Here is a 20011-nt window from a genome sequence, read left to right as displayed (position 1 = left end):
GCATGTCAGCGGACGATCAAAAATTGCCGGACTTTTTGTACCGTAAATTGCGGAAAGAGCTTGAAGCGCTAGTCCTCGGCGTCGTTGAGAAACCTGACCATGCCAAGCGTCGGCCAAAAGGTGTACTTCGGCGGGACACTGAAACGTGCCCGGAACTTAACGACTACGTACGTGATCGGTCCGGCCTGGACGGCGACTGGAAGGACGACTACACGTGGAATCTGGTCGAAGACATCCTGCGAGGCATCGACGACAGCGCCGTGGAGAGCAAGCGCGGTCTGGTTGCCGCAAAGCATCTGCTGGCCCTTGCTGAAGACTATCCGGATGATCTTCCTATCCCAGGGACGAATTTGGTTCTCAGCAGCGTTTACGGAGACGTAGGCAAAATCAAGTCGAGGATCTTTAAGGAACGTGTGGCCATCCGTAGGGCCTTTGTCGCTCGGATGTACGGGCAAAAGTCCTACGGTGTGGTCGAACCTGGGAGCAGCTACTCGCTCGAGATCGCCGGAGACTTGCTCGACGCAATGGATAAGCACGTCCGGGTCACCGACTTGGCGACGCTTGCCATGAGCTTTAAAGAGCGAACAGAATCCACCCAGACTCCACCCGCTGTGGCCGTGAATCCCTCCGCCGGTAATCCGTACAACGGGCGCGTCGACCGTCCTCAAGCATTGTCGAACACCGAGCGGCTGTTTTCCGAGGCTGATCGATACTGCGCCGACATCATCATGGGCCACAGTGACCCGGTTGAGCGCGGTATTGAGGCGGACGTCTTGAAATTGCTGGTGGAGGACGATATTGGTCTAGTCGCGGCTGTGGTCGGCGATGCCGGAACCGGAAAATCGACCCTCCTCGCTGTACTGCGGAAAAAGCTACTGGCCCTTTCCGATCATTCGGCGGTCTTTCTTGCTGCCGAGTGGCTGTCCGGGAAAGAAGCAGGGCTGTCAATCGACCGGGCCGTGGCTGCCGTTGATGATGCCCTTGCGTCAGGTAATGCAGCGAAACTGGTGATTGATACCGTCGATTTGCTCCTTCACGACGAGGAATCGAGGCGATCTTTACATTCACTACTGGATGAAATGGAGATACGCAGGGTCAGTGTTGTCATCGGAACCCGGCCCAGGGAATTCGAATATCTGCGCCGCCCTGCGCTTCAAGAATTTGTTCTCGACCCATACAACCCTGAAGAGTTGAAAATCGCTGTGCCCATGCTGGCCAAACGGTATTGCCGAGCTGCTGAACAGGATATTACCGTAGCCGAAATACTGAAAGCCTCGTCCCGGCGCCTTCCGGTAGCCGAAGTGTGTGAGAACCCGTTGCTTCTTCGCCTCCTCTTCGAACTCGCGGATGGAGATGCCCCGGAACTGCGCGAAGTCGATGTGACCAGTCTCTACAATGACTACTGGAACAGGCGGGTCGTCCGCGATGCTCGCGCACACGATATTTTTGAAGCATCGAACGATAAGGAGGAAGACCTATCCGGCTTGGTGGGCCTTCTCGGAATTGCTTTGCTGAGCGCGGGAACAGTAGAGCTTGCGGAAGAGGGTATTTGCGCCATCTTGAGCGAGATTCGACCCCGCCGCACGATGCGCATGGATCGATCGATTGAAGCTCAAATAGAAATCCTAGTAAAACGCGGAGTGCTCCTGCGCAGAGACAAGAAGATCAGGTTCTTTCATCAAACCATGTTTGAGTATGCAGCCGCGAAAGGGTTGAAGGCGAATCTGCCAAATGATGCCATCGTGCGACTCGCCGAATTGGCCGCCACCGACGGTTCGGACTTCTTTCTCGGAGCAGTCCTTGAGCAACTTCTCGTCTGCTGGAGAGGGAACCCCTTGATTCCGGAATCGATGAGAAACGCAGTCGCCTGTCTGCTGTCGAGCGACAGCCCCGGAATGCAGGAAATTGCCGTGGTTGCCTGGGCACATGTCCCTGAACTGATCCCTGACCCTTCCACGGTTTTTCGGACTCTCCACCCCAGCGTATTCCCACGTGCCATCCTGACAATCCCGTCCGTGGCCTCGGTGAGTTTTGTCGTTGTCAGTGATCAACTCGACGCGTTGCTGAGCGTTGAGGACGGGAGCGTCTACAGCCTGGTCACCGACGTGCTCACCAGATTGACTCCCCGAGATCCGGAGAAGGTAGCCGATTTCGTTTCTGATCGACCGGCACTATCCCGGCCACCTTCCTATGCGCGAGGGGATCAAACAAACCATGCTCTCGCTACCCTGTACTTCGAAATCGCCAAGTATGACTCCAAGAATGTCAACAGTTTCCTGCGATTATTGAAGAGCCGTACTCTCTACGGGAGCGCCGCGGACCCGCACCTTGCCCAGGACGTACGGCGGGTCGGAAACGAGCTCAAATTCTGGACGGCTCCCGCCGCCATGCGGGAACTTTCCGAATGGTCTGTTCCGGAGTCGGCACAGCAGCTTGGAATAGAGCTCGGAAAACTACTGGCGAAGTGGTACTTGAAATGTACGGATGTTCTAGCAACGCCTGGCGACGACGAAGTGCTGTCCCTCTTATTTGCGGTCCCCGACTATCAATTTGGGAAACAGCGGATACTCGACGATTCAAAGTACTACGGCGTGAACAGGGAGGGAGAATGGTCTCCTCCACGGCAACTTCTCCAGCAGATCCGGACGGCTCTTCATGTTCTTGCCGCCCTTCCGGCAGGCAGCGCCGCCCTGGAATACGGCCTGGAGCGACTAGTCGGTTTGATTAACTTGCACGATACGACCTTGCCCGCTACAAAGGACGAGGCTGGCGAGGATCGTCCAACAGCATCGAGATTCCTCATGGAAGAGGGCATTCCAGAGCTGCTACGCACGGGGAGCTCGGCGGCCAAACGATGTCAAACACTTCTCGCTGAGGCAGCGTCAGCTCGACGAAACGAAAGCGAAGAAGTCCGTGGACTTCATTTTGAATCCGTCTTGGCGATATCCCGGCAACCAGCCACGCCGCTTGAAATCGTAAGAAAAATCCTCCCGAGCAACATCGCGGAGGCGACCTGGCTCAGCAGTCCTGAACTGGTGAAAACACTGCCCGCAGCAGCTGCCGCAGGCCATATCTCCGCTCGTCGTGCCGTCGAAAACATCGCGAAACGGCCCAATATGTTGAGCCCGGAATCCATGACCTTGCTGCTCGAGGCCAGCCGAACTCAAATTCATCGCGACGAGAGTTTGACGCCGCTCATCTTTCAGTTGGCCGCTGTGCTCCGACGAGACGATGCCATCTACGCTTTGTCCGAATTAGACATTGCGCCGACGACGCGTCATTCCCTTCAACCCATGCTGCTTAGGCTCGTGCTGGCCATGGCCGAATCCGCCACCGGGGACGGGGAAGACAACGCTGCCATCATCGACGCCATTCTCAGGGGACGGTACGTCTCCCTCAGCTGGCACCAACTACGCGGACCACTGAATCACGCAAGCGGCTCAAACATGATCAGCGCTCTGCTCAAAGAACTGGAGCACCTGCCCGAACGCAGCGGCCCCAACGACCTGGAACAGCAGCTATCGTACCTTCAACGATTCATACGCCTAGCGCCGAATGGCAAGGCCCAAGTCGGAGCTACGGAACGCGGACGAATGCTCTCGGATGAAGCACAAGAGGCGTGCCGCCGCGCCTACCTTCACCTTCTCGTGTGGCGGGGGAAGCCCGTACCCGAAGCCTGGCCGCGGATCTTGACCCTTTCGTCCACGACCGTGGGAGGCAAAATCCCCAGCGCCTCGGGTTGGGAGCTGTCCGCAGTCATGACCTATCTGACGCGGGTCTTTGACGCCGGCAATCGACGCCTGGCAAAGGACAACCTCCTCGAGTACTTCGAGGGGATTTCAAACGGAGTCTTCGGCAGCGCCGAGTCAACTTCCTTCTGGGAAAGAGTGACTCGTTCTGCAATCAGCCGGGCCTTACGGGTAGACACAAAACCCACGATCGCGCGTTTCGTTTCGATATCGGAACGAATCGACGCTGACCTTGCCCGTGTCATTCTCCAAGTCATCGGCGATCGCGAGTATCGCCTCGCCAGGCCGCATTTTGCAGAAGCTTTGCACAGCGAAGATACCGTTCCAGAGACCCGCGACGAGATCCGCGATCTGATGCGCTTTCACGACCGAGAAGGTGGGGGCAAGGTATACCCGGAACTTCTTGAATTGTTGGCCTAGTCACCGGAGTCCCGGAAGGATTTCCATGAACTTCAAGTCCATCATCGTCCAAGTCTAATTAGCGCCGTCCGGCGCTGTTGACTCGCTGACCTGCCTGGTTTTGTCGACTCTGGGCAAAAATTTAGGCATTACGAAAAGGAGAAACAATGATCCGTCTCGGAAGATGCACCGCGAAATAAAGCATAAGTCTTGACTCATTGCGAGTTTCGTGTTGAAATACCTGCAACCCGTTGTCCGGGCCGCAATCAATATGATGTGTGGCCGGCGAGGGTCGCACATCCTTGTCGAGGAGGTGAATCAATTGACTTCTGTAAATGATTTCAAAAGGTATCGCAATCCATCGTTCACGTCGCGCGCCGAATTCGAAGCCGCGAGTCCATTCGATCGGGCAACTCTGTACTTGCAACAATTTGAGGTCTGTACGGGGCTCGTCGTTGCGACAGCCACGGACCGATTCAAGGCGGGTGAGAAGTCAGTTTCATTCATGTCTCAAATCACCCTGTTCTCGAACCAAAGGCTGTCCGGCTTCGACGCCAGCTATTCGCCAACCATCAGCCGCCTGATCTACGGAACGGGCCACCTGGCTTTTTCCCAGAGTGTTAGCCCGGCAAGGATCAATCCGGACGAAAGCACAGACGACCTGATTGATCACATGTCGCTCGGCGGTGCCTTCGCCGTCCAACTATGACAAAACCCACCTACGGGAAAGAGCTTCACCGCCTGCGGTGTCGTAGCCATCTCGACGGTGGGTTCTTTCTTTGCGTGAAAGGGCCGGAAATACCTGTCCTGACATTGAGAATCCCCAAAACTACCTGAGTGCCAACTGAATGGCGGCCCTCTAAGTATTGCGGTGCCACGGTTTGATCGGTCTAAAGCTTCGCAGGGTCAATGCAAGTGATAGCCTTGTTTCATGACTCAGCGAATGGTAATTCTTTTGGAAGACGATCTCGACGGCTCAAAGGCCAGCGAAACAGTGTCGTTTGCACTGGACGGCGCGGAATACGTGATTGATCTCAATGAAGAGCACGCCAGCGAACTTCGCAGCGCCCTTGCGAAATACATGGCCGCTGGCCGGCGGGCTGGCGGCCGGGCACGGTCTCCCCGCAAGGTGGCCGCAGGTTCGGATACCAAGGCTATTCGTGAGTGGGCCAGGGCGAACAACATTCCGATCAACAGCAGGGGCCGGATTCAGGCCGAGGTCATGGCGCGCTACGAGGCAGCCCAGACCTTATGACCCTGCATGAAACCGCCGGAACCTCGGAATAGGCCTCTTCCGGGCTAGGACAATCTCAGCCACTTGGCGATCCGGCTCAGCACTCGTTGGGTTGTTCGGTAAGAGAGTGCTTCGTCGAACCGCATGATTTCCTGGAATGCCTCCGCAACGTTTAGATTCTGCTGATCGTCGTCCGTGAGGGTCAGTTCCAATGCCAGGCCGAGGCGTTTTTTGGGCAGCAGCACGAGCAGGAAGCGTGCCGGGCTGTTCCTGCCGGGCAGGGTCTCTCCGATGGTGAAGGCCCGGTAGTCGTTCAGATCGAAGGCGTTCTTCTCGATGGTCAGGGTGTCCTTGTTGAGGGTGTACGTCAGGGTTCGTGGTTTCCGGGCGTAGGTGACGATGAGTCCGGTCGTGGCGGCAATGAAGACGGCTGCGACCGACCATGCGTGAAGTTCCAAAGCTATGGCTACTCCGGCGATTCCGACGTAGCCAACGACAGCAAACCACCACCAGTGTTTTCGGGGTATGTCTTCGGTAGTCTGCCAGGTCATCGGCAGTCGGGATTTGAGGTCAACGCCGGAGGTTTCTTGTGGCCGCCTGTCTGTCGGCAGTTGGGCAGATTCGTTTGCCAGGCGGTTCGTTGTCTTTTTGGTTCCTGTTGTGGTTTTGGTCATCACCGTCCTTTCTATTGATTCATGCGGTCGTGGTAGTCATCGCTTGCGCCGTTGGGTGTTTGTCGGCCTTGTTCATCGGCGTGACGGCCTCCGGACTCGCGAGCTTGCTGTTGTTCGCGCCACCTTGCCCATTCGTCAGCTTCGCCGCTCTCTTGCATGTGTTTTTCGACGGCTTCACGCGCGGCGCGCTGGCCAGGTGTCTCTGCCGGTGCGGATGGCGGGGCCGGAGAGGACGGTGTCGGTTGCTGCGACGACGGAGTCGCTGGCGTGCCAGCAGTAGGACCGGCCGGTGTCGGTGGGCTAGTAGGAGCGCCATCGCCGAACTTGCTGTGGATGTTCGGGGTGAAGTGACGGGCCTGCTCAGGATCGGCCAGGGCCGATGCGAGGTTGGCTCGGAATTCCGGACTGGAGCGAGCACCTTCCTCCAATGCAACGTCCTTCATGGCATGCATGTCTGATTGCTTGATCTTCGCCCATTCATCGGGTGGCATATCCATAACCGCTCCTGGATGTTTGGCCTTGAGCGCTGCGAATTGAGAGGCTATGGCGCGGTTGTAGGCGACCATGTCCTTAGGGTCTGTGATGCGCTTTCGGAGTCTGGCCAGCTCGGCAACACTGCCCGTTGCAGCAAGCTGTCGGATCGCCGCCTGTCCCTTCGCTGATCCCGGATTCTTCCGTGCGATTTCTTCGAGCTTGCCGAAATCGTTCGCGGTACCATCACGGTTCCAGCCATCGAGGATTTGTTGGGAGGATTCGTTCTCGGCCTTCGCTCCGAGCGCGTCGTAACCGCGCCGGCCGTGTCCGGTTGCCCTGCCGCCGACCCTGCGGATGAACGCGTTTCGTCCGAAACTGGTGTTGGCCAGTTTGCCCAGGCCTTTGTTCTGCAGTTCCCCACCTTTTTTGGATGCAGCGCCCTGTAACTTGCCTCCGATTTTGTTGATAGCGCCGCCCAGGTTGCCGATGGCGTTCAGGGATCCTTTGAGCAGGCTTGGCACGATGAACAGCGGCAGTACGGCGGTCGCGGCGGCCACGACTTTCAGCAGGTTGTCGGACTGGCCAGTGGCGGCGTCGGCGACCGGTGCCAGGATATGTGAGGCCAGCTGCGAGGCACCGAACACGACCGCGATGATCGGGTAGAGCAGCAGCAGCGAGAGGAGCATTTTCTGCCACTTCTTGAACCACTGCTCCGTGTTGGGCAGCATATAGGCCGCCACCGCCAAAGGCGCGATCACGATCAGCAGAACGATGAGCGCCTTGCGGGCGATGAGCAGGAAACCGACGAAAAGGACCGCGACGAGTCCGGCGAGGATCATGGCACCCAGAAACGGCAAGATAAGGTACAGGCCTGCGGCGGTGCCGAGGACGCTCAACGCGATCCCGGTGACACCCAGGGCACTGGAGGCGTTGGCGACGTCGGTCGTGCTGTTGACGTCCCCGAGCTTGATCTGCGGGCCAAGGCTTTGGAAGAAGCTCTGCATCGATGCGCCCAGGATATTGGAGAGGTCAACCAGGATCTGGCAGACAATGAAGGAGATGTTGACCAGGATGGCCGCAATGACCAGCCGCGGGAACATTTTCTTCAGCCCGTAGTTGGAGATGCCAAAGCTGGTGAGCTGGGAATAGATCATGATCAGGAAGACGATGATCAGGACGACGTTGCTGATGTCCCGCATCTTGGCCCATGCATCATGGGTAGGGCTCGAGGTGTCGACCAGCTTGATATCCGTGCGCAGGAAGTTATCGGCCAGGAAGCCATAGACGTTATCCATGATGTTGGCCAGGAACGTAATGACGGGACAAATGATCCATCCAATGCCGGTGATCGCGCATGACGGCTTGTCCTTAGCCGGGCACGGATTGCCGTTGGCATCGGTCGTACCGCCGTTCGAGCAGTCTGCAGGCTTGGTGCCATCTTTTGTCTTGTGCTGGGTGATCCACGCCCCATAGGCATCCGCGAGGTGTCTGTCGTTGATCTGGTTGACCATGTCCGTGCAGCCGTTGTAGAGGCTACCAATGCGGACGGATCCTGCGATGATCTGTCCGGCGGTCCACGCCCCCGCGGGGACATTGGCGGTTCCTACGTCGTTGGCGGTGATACCCACGGTGTAGAGCTCCGGACTGGCAAACACCTGGGGGAGGTTGATGATTGACCCTGTTGGCGAAATTGCCCGTTTGTTGGTGCCGAAGGAGATGTTCTGCGTCTCGGGCTGGCCGGTGTCCTGGTTGTAGACGGTGACGTCGTAGACACCCTGGGTGAGGTTCGCGCTGGTCTTCGGGGCGATGGTGGCATTGCAGAGACCAGTGAGACCCTGTGTTAGTAGTTTGTAGGTCTTGACGTCATCGATCCCGGGGAGGCCCTTGCCGTTGGATGAGTTGACGACCTTGTCGCGCATGGCGTCGCCGGAGGCACTACGGTACCAGGCATCTTTTCCGCTCAGACAGCGGTCGCCGCCGTCGCGTTGGAATCCAAGGTCGCAGAGGACATGAAACACCCCCACCGAGTCACCAGAAGCTGCGGAGTAGCCAAGCCCTTTGACGGCGTTCGAGATGAATGTGGGGTCTGAGCACTTTGCCCGGCCGTATTCATCGACCGAAGAGTCACCAGCATCGTGAAGCCAGCGCCCGGCGAAAACATCAAGCGGCTGCCACGCCGAGCCAAGACCCGAGGCACCATCCCAAAACCACTTATAGTTCGAAGCGTTCTGTTCGTTGATACGGTCCAGACTGCGAATGGCCCATGAGTCATCCGTCAGTGGCGAGTAGCCGACACAAGTCGCCAGAGCATTCCGATAGAGAAGCTTAGTGATCTCGGCATTCAAGTTCTTCATTGCCGCTGGATCTGGGGCCGCGGCGGCGGCCGCGGGGCGTGCGAAGGGCGCGAGCACCAGCGATACCGTCATCAGCATGGCCAGAAGAATCAGGCGAAGTCGCGGCGGGCGCTTTTGGCCGATAAACCACAAAAGGTACAGCCCAAAGGGCGGTACCTTTCCAAGTACTTGGAAACCAAGGTTTCGAGCGTAATTCGATTTTCGTCTATCTGGCATAACCTGCGCTTATTTAAGCACAGGCGGCATGGTTTGAGAAGTCCCGGGTGCGCCCAGTCCTACCCCTTCCGGGTCAGATCTGCCATTTCAGGTCAGCGAGTTTCCAGCTGCCATCGACTTTGTTGAGCTGAACATGCCCGACAAGCTTGTTACCCTCGATGCTCGTATGGTTAGGGTCGATCTGGATGGCGCGATTCTTATCTGCGTTCTCATGTTCAGTTGCATAAACCGTGAGGATAATCGAAGAATCGGTGCTGCTGACAACGTCCGCCTTCTCGACCGTCAGACTGCGTTTGTATGGTTCCTTATCCTGTGCGTCGTGACTTTTGTAAGTCATGAGCCAAGTCTCTAGTGCGTCGGCGTTGACTGCCTCTTCCCTTTGTTCAATCCGGACGAGCGAAGGGCGGTTCCGCCAGTCCGGGACCATGACAGCATCGGCAAACGTCGGCCCGCTGGCAGCGGCCATGGATTTCGGCATCGCTCCGCCGCCACCGGCTTTGAGCCAGTCGCTGCTTAGCTTGTCTGACGCGCCAGCTGCGTACCAGGTGGAAAACCTCTGCTCGAAAAGCATCTTGGCTGCGTCTTCACCGCTTAGGGTGGCGGGGATCAGGAGTTCCTGGACAGTGTAGTTGTGTTCCTGGAGCGCCGATGGGCTTGGCGAGGTTTCGTTCAACTGGCCTGTCGCTTTCGGGTCCGAACCCGGCGCTGCGTTGTGACTGCCGTCAGTTGCGCCCTTGATGCCAACGAACGCGCCGACAGCCAGTGCGATACCCGCCGCGCCAGCCCCGAGGCCGATGAGCAGGTTGCGGCGGCGGTGAGAAACCGGCTCTTCGCGAGCAGTGCGCTCGATGAAGTTGGCCGTGTCTGGATTCGCGATGTCGATGACATCCTGGGCGTGATCCGGGACCTGGTTATCCACGAGACCCTCCGCATGCGCTTGAGGGAGCGAGGTGTTGTCGAAAGCCTCGTCGACACGCTCGATGTGCGCCGGCAGTGCCTCTGGGCTGACGTTGATGATGGTTCGTTGCTCTGGACGTTCGATACTCATGATCGGGGGTTCCTTGCGCGCTTACATGGGCGCATGAAGTTTGATAGTCGCCAGAATCCGGGGGAGGTGTGGGCCTGCAACCGCCGCTTGGCAATGACCTATATATACCACAAACGGAATATTTTGTAAATAGCAACCCTGAAGCTCCTCGACCTGGATGGTTATATCCATAATGCATGATGAATCATGCAACCGGAAGTCGAGTGCCGTCAGAAGTTGAATAGATGGCGAAGAATGATCCGGAAGAGGCATGGGCGATATACGTGGCGGAAGTTGGGATTCGGCTGAATCGTTTTCGGCACGCGGCCGGCCTATCGCAGGAGACCCTGGCGAACCGAGTGGGGATCACCCGAAACCACTATCAGCTCCTTGAGAAAGGCAAATCAACGCCAACCAAGGTAGCGAATCCGCAGCTGCGAGTCATGGTGGCCATGGCTGAGGTGCTTGGGGTGGAACTGACAGAGCTTCTGCCGCCGACTGCGGGAATTGCAGTCGGCGGATAACGCATCGTGGTGGCTGGCCTGTTTCGTCCAGCGGTGATTTTTCACCACGCCACCCAACGCGATTGGGCCCAGTGTCGAACGCTCAGCGATCCTGTAGCTAAACGTCGCCCGTGGGGGACCAGCATAGGCGTGTGCAGCCTAGGCCCATTCCGACCGCAGCAGCTGCGTGGGATCTAATCTATCCAGCCCATTCCCTTCTGAAAATCTAGCCGGCCTATTGCAAGAAGCCTGACATGGCCCATGGTGCCTCCGGTAAGCAGGTCAGATACCCCGTGGATCAAAGCTAGCCGTAGCGGGACCCATGTAGGCCCACTATCAGAGTTGCTTAGGCTGACGTCCAGCAACAGTCCGTGCGTGGGTGAGCAGTCCTCCGGTTTTGGGAGCTTCCCGTCATCTCTTTTGTTGATTTGTATGGCACTTTCGCCAGGCAGTATTCCAATGTCGCCGAGGTTTTCCCAGTCACGGGGACGCCGCCAAGCGCCATATTGACCATTGCACGCATCTGGCTTGATTTGCTCTCTGGTAATAATTGAAGCGTCGATCTGCCAAGTCCTGTTGTCGAAAAGGCAGAGACCACTTGTGAGGTACCAGCCGCTCCCGAAAGAGTCGGTATAACGAGGGAATGTGTCTGAATAAAATTTCACTACACGCTTTGAGGGAACTCCGTGCGTGACGAGTGCGGATACGGCCTCTTGGACGACGTGGTTGAACTCGGCCAACTGCTGACTATAAGAAGATTCCAGCGCATCCAAACCAGTCCTGGCAACGGCCGCCGCCAGTTCGTTCTCTTTCTGAGCCTTGGCCAAGTCTTCAGTAAACCCCATAATCGTTCTCCCTTCACCAGCGTTGGGCAGTACATCTAGTTGGCAAGTTGAAGTATGGCCCTGAGCCCCAGGGCCATGCCGGAGTGACTGCTTCCCTCCGGTTTGGCGGGGCCTTGAATTGTTAAGAGCGGAGCTGTCTCATCCTTGGCGCAGTCTTGGTCAGTGCTCCGAATTTCGATGCGGGCGCGTAGCTGGGTCCAAAGCCGGCTCGCTGGTTCCGCAGCCATCCGATACCCTCCCTAGAACCGCAATGCGCGCTCAAATCCATCGGTTCCAACACCCTACCCGCGACTTCGCATCGGAGTATGCCGTTTGAAAAGTGTGTGCCTTCCTTTGAGGCGTCTGTCACCCACAAAGGTGACGTTTGTTCGACGGCTGTGTCTTGCTGTGGATTCGTCGGCACGCTTAGTGGAAGCTGGTTTGAGTATTTGCAGCTGGAGCAGGGTTCTTGAGGGGGATTCAATGGTGAGACGGGCGGTTCGGCTCGGGGTGGTGGATGACCACCAGGTTTTGCGTATGGGATTTGTGGCGGCGGCCAACCATGATGCCAGGACTTCCGTGGAGCCTATTGTCGTGGTGACGGCTTGCGGGACGGTTGATGAGCTGCTGTCCGGCAGGGAACGTATGTATGACGTCGTTGCCCTGGATATGTCCCTGGCTGATGACAGCCGCCCTGGTGAGAACGTCCGGAGGATCATCGCGGCCGGTTACCCGGTTCTTGTTTACAGTGAAGCCAGTAACGCGGCTGATTTGCGGGAGGCGCTTGCTGCCGGGGCTTCGGGGGTATCCAGGAAGCGCGAGGACTACGGGCAAACGTTGAGCCTGATCCGGAGGGTCGCCGACGGGGAGACGATTGACAATCAGGAGCTTGCCGCCGCCATTGACGGGGATTCCGCTTTTGTTGCGGCCAAGGACCTCAGTATCCGTGAAAGCGAGGCGTTGCGTCTGTACGCGGTGGGATTTACCCGGGTACAGGTTGCGAGGCGGATGAATGTCACCAGCAACACCGTTGGAACGTACATCAAGCGGATCCGGGAAAAGTACGAAGCGGCAGGCCGGGCAGCCAGGAATAAAACCGACCTTTACCGACGGGCTGTGGAGGACGGCATTCTCGACGAAGGAGCCTCCGAGGATGATGTTCTCGACGAAGGAACCGCCGCCGAAGCCGGTGGAGATCCTCGCTGACCGGCGCCGATGGAACGTCTGTGCACTGGTTTGCTTGGTGTTGAACGGCTGGCATCCCGGCGCTTTTGGCAGGCTGAGGGAATGCAGGATCTGGTGGTATCGGGGTTCGGGGCGTTTGCACAGGAGGGCGGTCAATATGTTCGACAGTGAGGAGCCCTGTGCGTAGGAATGCGGAGATCCGCCAGCCGCTGGCCATTTCACGGACGAGTATTGAAGACATTTTGGCTCGTTCGATTTCCGTCTTCGCGCTCGTCCTTTACGGTGTCTCCTTGCCCGATGTCTTTGCCCAACTGCTTTTCAACGCAATGGACTGGGGCCTGGTGCTCCTGCTGGCCATCCCTGCGGCGATGGTCTGCACGGCCCTGGCACGCCCGGGGCGTTGGAGGCACCGTGCCGCGGGGACGGCCGCCGCCCTGCTCTTGCTGAGTTTTGTCTTGTGGCACCTCGGCGTGATTGGAGGCGGTGACCGGGTGGCCTCTCGTCCGTGGTCGTGGGGGTTCGCCGGTATCGGCATCGCCCTGGCCTGTATAGCCACGGACGCTAGGATTTCAGCGGTCTACGGGGCGATCTTTTCGTCTTTCATTTTCCTGGTGCCCCTCACAGTGGCGGGCAACGCCCGGGCCTGGTACGAGTCGGGGCAGGATGCACTCTTGACGGCGGCGATGACCGTGGTGATCATCAGCCCCATCACGGCGCTGCGCAAAGCGGCCAGGGCCTCCGATGACGCCGCCGACCGGGCGGTGCTTGAGGCAGGGGCGGCTGCGCGGGCCGAGGCCCTGCGCGCCGAGCGGACGCGCCTAGACGGGCTCACCCACGACGCGATCATGGCGACCCTCACTGCCGCCTCCAAAGCGGAATCCGCCGACATGATGGCCGCCGCAGCGGCTGCAGCACAGAGCTCTTTGCTGCAGCTAGAGTCACTGCACTCACGGGATGAGGTCTCCTCAATAAGTCCTGATGAGCTGGTCAACCGGATTGTTGCAGCAACGGCCGGCTACCCAACCCGCATCACCCGTAAGCCCCCTTCCGAGGGGGCGCCGGCATCGCTTCCCTTAGCCCCGAGCCGCGCACTGATCCAAGCGACGGCCGAGGCGGTGAGGAACAGTTCATTGCACTCCCGCAACGGGCAAAGCGAAGTGACGATCTCACTGAGCCGGGATTCCGGCACTGGCATGTGCCAGGCGCTCATCGAGATCAGGGACGACGGGCCCGGTTTTGACATCTCCAGCATTCCCGAACAACGGCTCGGCATCCGGGTATCCATCATGAAGAGAATGCGCGATGTAGCAGGCCAGGCAACTATCACCTCGAAGCCCGGGGCGGAAACGCGCGTGCAGCTGATATGGAAAGGGCCCGAAGCAGCGTGAACAACGCAATCAGCCGACCATTGATTCTCGCCATGGGTTTGGCGTTCCCCGCCTCCCACATCGTGTTGGGGCTGTTCAACATCGGCATGCTCCTCTCGCCCTGGCCCACTCTGCTTGCGATGGGCATCTGCGTGGTGCTCATGGTTGTCGTGACGACGCCGGCGAGCGGCCGGGGCATGCCGCGTCGAAACGCGGTGATCACGGTGGCGGGGACCGCGCTTATGGATGTCCTCGTTCAGAGCGTTCTCCCGACCGGCGTCCACCCCGGCTACGCGGCATGGCATTGCGGGGCCATCCAGATGCTGCTCGTGACCGTCGCCCTCCGGAAGCAAATCGAGCTGGCCTGGCTCGGGATCGGCATCTTCTCCGTTCTTGATTTTGCGGGCTCGATGATTCACCGGCTGACACCGGTCGACGGGCTGGCGCTGGTCGTGACACCGCTCATGTGGGTCGGTATCGCCCACGCGGTCAGCCGGGTATTTGGCCGGTGCGATGTGCTGGTCCGCGACTATGAAGACCAGGAAAAGCGCTCGGGCGCCCGGATCGCTCGTGAACACGCACGCTGGCTCTCACAGAACGAATGGGTCACCGAGCTCGAACACGCGACCAAACCGACGTTGACGAAGATCGCCGCGGGCGATCTTGACGCTGCAGACAGGGCCAACTGCGGCTATCTGCAGGACGAGCTGCGGGACCAGGTCCGGGGCAGGGTCCTGGCAACTCGGCAGGTGCTGGCATCCGCCCGGGCCGCCCGGGAACGGGGAGTCTCTGTCGAGATCTTCGACGACCGGGAAACCGCGCTCCCGACGGCCGTGGAGCGAGAGGTCTTGGTCCAGCTCGTCGGAGCGCTCGACCGGGCCGAAAATGGGTTCGTGAAGGCCAGAGCGCTCCCGCGCGGACAAGACATCGCCGTTACGATTCTCGCTTACGACGAGAACACCCCGGACGACGAGTTCTACCTCGAAGTTCGGGAGCAACCCGAGGGTGCCGGCGGCGCGCGAGTAGACCATTGAGTGGTTCTTCGGGACCCGGGGGACCAGGATAGGAAGGCCCCGTCCTCGTTGGGGTTCGGGGATGGGGCCAGTGCTTGAACGCGACCTTGCCCCGGCTCTTCGCGCAACGCTGCCGTCGTTGAGCCCAAGCCGAGCCACCTCTGCTCGGGAGGCGTGTTAGCGCTAGCTCAATTGGTCGAGTACCTGGTTTGTGGCCGGGGAGGCCGCCGGATCGATGCCGGCCTACCACCCGGATTCACTCAGGCTCCGCTGCCTCCATTGCTCGGCGGCCGCGGCGTCTTGAAACCGCTGGCAGCCCCGCCCGCCAGGAGACGATGTCGAGGGCGCGCAATGGGCTGATTCCAACATCGTCCGCCGGTGCGATGCGGGCGAGCTCCTGCCATGCTTCGAGCTGTCCGCGCAGATCGTCCTGGACTGCTTTGAGCCAGGCCCGGGCGTAATCCTCCCAGGAGCGCCCAGGCTGCCACGGCACAGGGGCGTTGTCGCTGCCCGAGTAGCAGTGGGCCACCGCGCTGTCGTAGACCGGGATGAGGCCTGGCCTCTTGCGCGCCAGGACCTTGGAGAGTGTAGTCATGCCGATCTGCTTGGGTGCCGGATCGTCAAGGACGCGGAACAGTCGGGCAATGGCATCGAGTTGGCTGTCTTCGGCGTCCTGCAGCGGCAGGCCGGTGGGGATTGCGCGGAACGACTCGTTCAGCACGGGCATGAGGCGTTTCAGCGCGTAGTAGGTCGGTATCGGGTTCTGCGAGACGTTCAGCAGGGCCGGGGCGAGGAGGTCGGCGTCGCCGAGCTCGTGGTTGTCCCGCCCTGAGCCCTCATACGCGTCGTAGGCCGGATAGCTGGATCTTCCGGGACTCTCGACCAGGTACTCGCGTGCCCAGGTTTTCGCCTGAGCAAGGTCCACGGTAAGCCCTCCAACGGTCAAGATGTCCATGGGGCCACCGTAACGGTCCCAGAGGCGTCGGTGACGGATTCCTGCCGCGCCGCCCATATCTTGTCTGTCAGGGCCACCTAACATTGTCCTGTCATGGTCAGTGCGCGACGCTTATCCTGGGGTTGGAATAGCAAGCGCGATTTGGTCCCGGACGGCGCCCGCCAGGGGTGTTCCCTTGGGAGGAATCGCGAGGTTCCAGGGCCGATCGGTGGCGATGGATATTTCCGGGTTGCCGCCAAAAGACGGACTTGACGAGGTTTCGGAGAACTCAAGGCGGGTGATTGCACTGAACGGGATCACGGTGGAACCTTTTTTCCTGCCGAAGATCCCGTAAGTCCAGACAAGAACCAGCCGGTCTTCCAGAAGTGCAGCCAGGGCTGTTCGATTCGCATTCCCGTCTTGGAGGAACGCCAGGAACGCGAGGCTTGGGTAGTCGTCGGGGCGGACAAGAGACAGGAGCTCTGTCTCGTTGTCCGTGTAGACGCCCGCGCTTGCTTTGCCGAAATCTGCGTCGCCTGCGAGTTCCGCGGCTTTGGTCATCGCATCGATGAAGTGGTCTCGTTGAGTAGTCATTTGTGTTCCTTTCGCTACCTAGCCGGTAGGGGGCTTATTGCCGGGTCATGGTGTAGATCTTGGTTGTGCCGGAGTAGACCGCCGCGGTGTCTGAAGCGGTGAAATCGACCGTGTAGCTTGCCTCGTTCGGCGGCTGGGAGACGACGAGGCTGTATCGGCCGTTGGCGTCCTTCTTCGTGCTGAACGAGCAGCTCATGCCGCCGCCGATGTCCAGGGGCTTGGTGCCGTTGTAGAACATGCCTTGGCACCGGCCGTCTTGGGCGATCGTCTTCACGGCAGTGCCGTCGTCCGCCTTCCAGTTGCCGGCAATTTTCGGCGTGCTGTCGCAGGCCGTGAGTGCCAGGGTTGAGGCCAGCACCAGTGACGCTCCTAGAAGTTGGACCGTTCTTCTCATCGTTTCTCCTGAGGTTTGTTGGGGGGCTGTTAGAAGAAGAAAATGACCCAGCGTCCTCCGCGATAAAGGTAGATGGTGTACGCCAAAGTGATCAGGCCAATCCAGACGCCATTGAGGTGCCCGGGAGCGGACGAGAACGTGTAGAAGACGGCACCCAGAGTGATGATTGCCCAGAAGGTGCCGGCGATGTAGTGCGGCCTGCGGCGCTGGACCCGCACGGTGCTCAGTGATTGTGTTTCTGGCTCATTTAGCTTGTCCATGATTTGCCTCCTGGCTGTCGATGCTCTGCAGCAAGAATGTATGTCTCAGGAATGGCGGAGACAGGCCGGGTCTTCATTTTTCGTGGAGTTGTCACCCATTGTTGCTACATAGCGAATGAACTTCGCTCATGGGGCGAGTTTGGTCATGCAGGGCCTGTTAGATTCCCTCAAGGATTAGTTGGTTGAAGCCATTGTGGGCGACCAGAGGGGGGAATTATCGATGGAACATCGGCGGGTACCCGCGGGACATTGCGATTGCAGATTGAGTCTTCGCCCCTGGGGATTCTGCCACTGTGTCAGGCCAGTGCCCCATGATTGTCTCTTCCATCTTTCACTATCGTGGCAGCCGCTGGGGCTTCTTCATCTTCTAGGTCGTTTAGGTTTCACATTTACGCCTGCCGACATGCTTGAGCCGGCGAACTAAAAAAGGGGGATCTTCAGTGGAAAACAACGTCAATGGGCAACAAATAGGTAAGCGGCACGGGTCAACCAGCGACTGGCTGCGTGCAACTCACGCCGCGGTCGCAACGCTTGTCCTCGCCTCCGTGGTTTTGGCCGGCTGCGGGAATGAACAGGTAACCCATGCCGAAGCCCCAGTGTCCAGCAGTTGGCCCACCCCCGACTTGACCACACCACACGCCTCCATAACGCCCACACCGGAGCCGACGCCGTCCGGGCCTGCAAGGCACACCGCGACGCTTCGCTACACGGCAACTTGGTCGCTGAAGAACGCCAACGGGTTTACTTACGATCTTTCGATCGACGTTGCCTCACCGGTGCCCATACCTACTTCTGGAAAACTCGCCCATCCGCTGGACGCGAACTTTGAGTTCGGCTCAAAATGCACCGCCGACCCTAAGCGCGACGTTCTTATCCCCGGCGCTGCTTTTGTCACCGCAACCACCGATAAATTCGACACGCCGATCAACGCTCAGATGATCTTGAACAGAAGTGCCGGTCCGACCACTACAACCGGCAACAAGCAACTTCCTTACGGCGGCTCCGGGGTGGCACCTGCCGAGGGCGACGAGAGGATTGCTGTCGAGCGGTCCTACAACGACGGAGTGGTCTGCTCGACATTTTCGAGCACCAACAGTTTCGGGTACGGCCAGGAAGGCGGCTTCGGAGTCCAATGGGAGAAGCCATTCCAGAGAGGTCAGCGTGGCAGGTTTGATTTCTTTATCGTCATCAAGAACTTTTACAGTCCGGCGACCCCCGATGGTGATGTAGCGCTGCTGGACTGGATGGTGATTCGTCCGATGCAGGCGGGCGACGCTAAAGACCCTGCAAGCATTTACCACGACATTGAAGGAAGTGGGTCGGCAAGTATCAGCCCGCGCGGTCTGACTCTTAAGGGCACCATTATCAGCGGTGCATCATGAGGGGTACCAGCGGATTGACCTGCGCTGCTTTACTCGCCGCGGGCCTCCTGGCCCTGACGGTTAGTGGTTGTGCACCGGAAGCCAGACCGGCCCCGAAGGCCGCGACGGTGGCACCGGCGACAACTGCCTCGGCTGCAGAAGCAGCGACCCCTGTGGCCAGTTCCTCGCCCACACCCTTGAGAGAGGCCGTGACAGTGGGTACTGAGTGGAACGCGATTCTCGGGCATTTTTTGGTCGATCGATACGGCGTGTCCACGGGGGATTCCGTGATGAGCATCGATGGGCCTTTCGATTTCCTTTTGCCGCCGGGATTCAAGAAGTCGATCAGTGCCCAGACGTTCTTTCAGGATGTCAAGGTTGGCAAGGAAAAGTGGGCGAGCACGGGCACCGAGTCTTCGCCGTCTCTCACCGGGTTGGTTCAGGTCCGTGAAGTGGCCAAGGGGATGCAGGCCAATGCCTATGTTGTGTATCTGGTCGTCGTTGACCCGCAGACGCTGAAAGTCCTGAGCAAGTCGGAGATCTATCGGGGACCGGATGAGAAGATCTTCCCCGCCAGGCTGGCGGGCTCCAACGGGTCGGTTGTTGCCGTCGACGACGGATCAGCAACGACAGACTATAACACCGCGTCGCTGACCCGTGGATTGGATGTCATGACAGGTAAGGAGTTGTGGCGTCACGGGGGCCAGCTGCATAGCGCTTCCGGTGGAAATGCCGTGGTGATGGAAATCACTGGTGAATCGAGCCGCTACGACACTTGTAACCGGCTGTCCTTGATGTCGGTGGAGACGGGGTCGGTCGTCGTGACTCTGGACGACAGAACGATAAACAATCAGCACTGCAATATGCTCGGTGCGGGATTCTTCGGGCCGTACCTCCAGATCGTTACAGATCAGAAGAAATACCAGTATTTCGATATCAAGACCGGTGCGCCCCGAACGCTGCCGGACCACATTATCGAGCTGGATCCGGTGTCCGGCCTTATTCTCGCCGGAGTTCCATACGACAGCTATGACAACTCCCCAAATGAGGGTCTGGGAGTCATCGATCCCGCGACCGGGAGCAAGGCGTACTGGGTGGATTTCGCACAGGTCCGGCTGCTCAAACTCGGTGTTAGCGAGTTCTATGATGGCCTGCTCTACCTGGGAACCAACGACGGGAAACCTGTGGTGGATGCCCGGTCTGGAAAGACTGTGAGGGACGACGACAGCACGATGCCGATTCTTTCCGTTGATTCATATGTCCTGTGGAATAACGGCAAGCTCTACCCCCAAGGTGACCGGCCGGCGCCGTCATCAGCCTCGTTATCGTCCGCCACGTCTTCAAAGACATCCTCAACCCCCTAATTAACATCGAGGGCGCTTTCGCCCGCGAAGAACCAACGCTGCAAGGTGACGGAGACCGGAGGGTTATGTCGTGTCAGGACGGCAG

18 protein-coding genes are annotated in these 20011 nt (G+C 58.9%); 9 read left to right on the top strand and 9 right to left on the bottom strand.

The features are described 5' to 3' along the window. Nucleotides 1-2 precede the first annotated feature (2 nt). The 3 genes from ACSKT0_RS14840 to ACSKT0_RS14830 all read left to right on the top strand — a co-directional run bounded on the left by ACSKT0_RS14840 (nt 3) and on the right by ACSKT0_RS14830 (nt 5403). Nucleotides 3-4169, top strand: a complete 4167-nt coding sequence (locus ACSKT0_RS14840; protein WP_437770488.1) for a hypothetical protein — start codon at nt 3-5, stop codon at nt 4167-4169. Between the two features lie 301 nt (nt 4170-4470). Next, complete coding sequence (locus ACSKT0_RS14835; RefSeq protein ID WP_437770487.1) at nt 4471-4857, top strand: hypothetical protein; 387 nt, start codon at nt 4471-4473, stop codon at nt 4855-4857. A gap of 222 nt (nt 4858-5079) precedes the next feature. Further along, nucleotides 5080-5403, top strand: coding sequence for a histone-like nucleoid-structuring protein Lsr2 (locus ACSKT0_RS14830; RefSeq protein ID WP_437770486.1), 324 nt, complete (start codon nt 5080-5082; stop codon nt 5401-5403). A 44-nt stretch (nt 5404-5447) separates the two neighbouring features. Here the strand turns inward: ACSKT0_RS14830 and ACSKT0_RS14825 are convergent, their stop codons facing one another. The 3 genes from ACSKT0_RS14825 to ACSKT0_RS14815 all read right to left on the bottom strand — a co-directional run bounded on the left by ACSKT0_RS14825 (nt 5448) and on the right by ACSKT0_RS14815 (nt 10148). Beyond that, the gene (locus ACSKT0_RS14825) at nt 5448-6056 is read right to left on the bottom strand and encodes a hypothetical protein (RefSeq protein ID WP_437770485.1); all 609 of its coding nucleotides are present in this window, start codon (nt 6054-6056) and stop codon (nt 5448-5450) included. A gap of 11 nt (nt 6057-6067) precedes the next feature. Beyond that, the gene (locus tag ACSKT0_RS14820; RefSeq protein WP_437770484.1) at nt 6068-8962 is read right to left on the bottom strand and encodes a type IV secretion system protein; all 2895 of its coding nucleotides are present in this window, start codon (nt 8960-8962) and stop codon (nt 6068-6070) included. A gap of 211 nt (nt 8963-9173) precedes the next feature. After that, nucleotides 9174-10148: a hypothetical protein gene (locus ACSKT0_RS14815; protein ID WP_437770483.1), complete on the bottom strand. Its 975-nt coding sequence runs from the start codon at nt 10146-10148 to the stop codon at nt 9174-9176. A 224-nt stretch (nt 10149-10372) separates the two neighbouring features. Between ACSKT0_RS14815 and ACSKT0_RS14810 the strand changes: the two genes are divergently transcribed. Continuing rightward, entirely contained in the window at nt 10373-10651 is a 279-nt protein-coding gene (locus tag ACSKT0_RS14810) for a helix-turn-helix domain-containing protein (RefSeq protein WP_437770482.1), read from the top strand. A gap of 173 nt (nt 10652-10824) precedes the next feature. On the opposite strand, the gene ACSKT0_RS14805 is transcribed toward ACSKT0_RS14810, so the two are convergent. Beyond that, entirely contained in the window at nt 10825-11475 is a 651-nt protein-coding gene (locus ACSKT0_RS14805; RefSeq protein WP_437770481.1) for a hypothetical protein, read from the bottom strand. A 462-nt stretch (nt 11476-11937) separates the two neighbouring features. On the opposite strand from ACSKT0_RS14805, the gene ACSKT0_RS14800 reads away from it, so the two are divergent. The 3 genes from ACSKT0_RS14800 (at nt 11938) to ACSKT0_RS14790 (ending at nt 15040) form a co-directional block, all read left to right on the top strand. After that, nucleotides 11938-12660 carry a response regulator transcription factor gene (locus ACSKT0_RS14800; protein WP_437770480.1) on the top strand — a complete coding sequence of 241 codons (723 nt, stop codon included), beginning with the start codon at nt 11938-11940 and terminating at the stop codon, nt 12658-12660. Nucleotides 12661-12818: 158 nt separating this feature from the next. Next, nucleotides 12819-14027, top strand: a complete 1209-nt coding sequence (locus ACSKT0_RS14795) for an ATP-binding protein (protein WP_437770479.1) — start codon at nt 12819-12821, stop codon at nt 14025-14027. Then, a complete protein-coding gene (locus ACSKT0_RS14790) occupies nt 14024-15040 on the top strand; it encodes a hypothetical protein (RefSeq protein ID WP_437770478.1) in 1017 nt (338 codons plus the stop codon). The genes ACSKT0_RS14795 and ACSKT0_RS14790 overlap by 4 nt, the downstream gene beginning before the upstream one ends. Before the next feature lie 235 nt (nt 15041-15275). Here the strand turns inward: ACSKT0_RS14790 and ACSKT0_RS14785 are convergent, their stop codons facing one another. The 4 genes from ACSKT0_RS14785 to ACSKT0_RS14770 all read right to left on the bottom strand — a co-directional run bounded on the left by ACSKT0_RS14785 (nt 15276) and on the right by ACSKT0_RS14770 (nt 17201). Next, nucleotides 15276-15974: a DUF6308 family protein gene (locus ACSKT0_RS14785; protein WP_437770477.1), complete on the bottom strand. Its 699-nt coding sequence runs from the start codon at nt 15972-15974 to the stop codon at nt 15276-15278. A gap of 111 nt (nt 15975-16085) precedes the next feature. Beyond that, nucleotides 16086-16547: a hypothetical protein gene (locus ACSKT0_RS14780; protein WP_437770476.1), complete on the bottom strand. Its 462-nt coding sequence runs from the start codon at nt 16545-16547 to the stop codon at nt 16086-16088. Between the two features lie 34 nt (nt 16548-16581). Beyond that, nucleotides 16582-16941 carry a hypothetical protein gene (locus tag ACSKT0_RS14775; RefSeq protein ID WP_437770475.1) on the bottom strand — a complete coding sequence of 120 codons (360 nt, stop codon included), beginning with the start codon at nt 16939-16941 and terminating at the stop codon, nt 16582-16584. 29 nt (nt 16942-16970) lie between these two features. Then, on the bottom strand, nt 16971-17201 hold the full coding sequence (locus ACSKT0_RS14770) for a hypothetical protein (protein ID WP_437770461.1): 231 nt from the start codon (nt 17199-17201) through the stop codon (nt 16971-16973). A gap of 440 nt (nt 17202-17641) precedes the next feature. Here ACSKT0_RS14770 and ACSKT0_RS14765 point away from each other — a divergent pair, with 440 nt between their 5' ends. Then, nucleotides 17642-18583, top strand: coding sequence for a hypothetical protein (locus ACSKT0_RS14765; RefSeq protein ID WP_437770474.1), 942 nt, complete (start codon nt 17642-17644; stop codon nt 18581-18583). Here the strand turns inward: ACSKT0_RS14765 and ACSKT0_RS14760 are convergent. After that, on the bottom strand, nt 18567-18860 hold the full coding sequence (locus tag ACSKT0_RS14760) for a hypothetical protein (protein ID WP_437770473.1): 294 nt from the start codon (nt 18858-18860) through the stop codon (nt 18567-18569). The genes ACSKT0_RS14765 and ACSKT0_RS14760 overlap by 17 nt on opposite strands. Between ACSKT0_RS14760 and ACSKT0_RS14755 the strand changes: the two genes are divergently transcribed. Beyond that, complete coding sequence (locus ACSKT0_RS14755) at nt 18853-19926, top strand: hypothetical protein (protein WP_437770472.1); 1074 nt, start codon at nt 18853-18855, stop codon at nt 19924-19926. The genes ACSKT0_RS14760 and ACSKT0_RS14755 overlap by 8 nt on opposite strands. The last annotated feature ends 85 nt before the right edge of the window (nt 19927-20011 follow it).

The organism is Arthrobacter sp. KNU40, from assembly GCF_051515115.1.
In the GTDB taxonomy this organism is placed as follows: domain Bacteria; phylum Actinomycetota; class Actinomycetes; order Actinomycetales; family Micrococcaceae; genus Arthrobacter.
The sequence above is the reverse complement of the archived record's forward strand: the minus strand, read 5'-3'. Positions and strand labels throughout refer to the sequence as shown.

What these genes read in the sequence shown, in the direction of transcription:
- ACSKT0_RS14840 (WP_437770488.1), top strand. Translation starts at nt 3, where the DNA reads ATGTCAGCGGACGATCAAAAATTGCCGGACTTTTTGTACCGTAAATTG.
- ACSKT0_RS14830 (WP_437770486.1), top strand. Translation starts at nt 5,080, where the DNA reads ATGACTCAGCGAATGGTAATTCTTTTGGAAGACGATCTCGACGGCTCA.
- ACSKT0_RS14825 (WP_437770485.1), bottom strand. Translation starts at nt 6,056, where the DNA reads ATGACCAAAACCACAACAGGAACCAAAAAGACAACGAACCGCCTGGCA.
- ACSKT0_RS14820 (WP_437770484.1), bottom strand. Translation starts at nt 8,962, where the DNA reads ATGCTGATGACGGTATCGCTGGTGCTCGCGCCCTTCGCACGCCCCGCG.
- ACSKT0_RS14815 (WP_437770483.1), bottom strand. Translation starts at nt 10,148, where the DNA reads ATGAGTATCGAACGTCCAGAGCAACGAACCATCATCAACGTCAGCCCA.
- ACSKT0_RS14810 (WP_437770482.1), top strand. Translation starts at nt 10,373, where the DNA reads ATGGCGAAGAATGATCCGGAAGAGGCATGGGCGATATACGTGGCGGAA.
- ACSKT0_RS14805 (WP_437770481.1), bottom strand. Translation starts at nt 11,475, where the DNA reads ATGGGGTTTACTGAAGACTTGGCCAAGGCTCAGAAAGAGAACGAACTG.
- ACSKT0_RS14800 (WP_437770480.1), top strand. Translation starts at nt 11,938, where the DNA reads ATGGTGAGACGGGCGGTTCGGCTCGGGGTGGTGGATGACCACCAGGTT.
- ACSKT0_RS14785 (WP_437770477.1), bottom strand. Translation starts at nt 15,974, where the DNA reads ATGGACATCTTGACCGTTGGAGGGCTTACCGTGGACCTTGCTCAGGCG.
- ACSKT0_RS14780 (WP_437770476.1), bottom strand. Translation starts at nt 16,547, where the DNA reads ATGACTACTCAACGAGACCACTTCATCGATGCGATGACCAAAGCCGCG.
- ACSKT0_RS14775 (WP_437770475.1), bottom strand. Translation starts at nt 16,941, where the DNA reads ATGAGAAGAACGGTCCAACTTCTAGGAGCGTCACTGGTGCTGGCCTCA.
- ACSKT0_RS14770 (WP_437770461.1), bottom strand. Translation starts at nt 17,201, where the DNA reads ATGGACAAGCTAAATGAGCCAGAAACACAATCACTGAGCACCGTGCGG.
- ACSKT0_RS14755 (WP_437770472.1), top strand. Translation starts at nt 18,853, where the DNA reads ATGAGCATCGATGGGCCTTTCGATTTCCTTTTGCCGCCGGGATTCAAG.
- ACSKT0_RS14760 (WP_437770473.1), bottom strand. Translation starts at nt 18,860, where the DNA reads ATGCTCATCACGGAATCCCCCGTGGACACGCCGTATCGATCGACCAAA.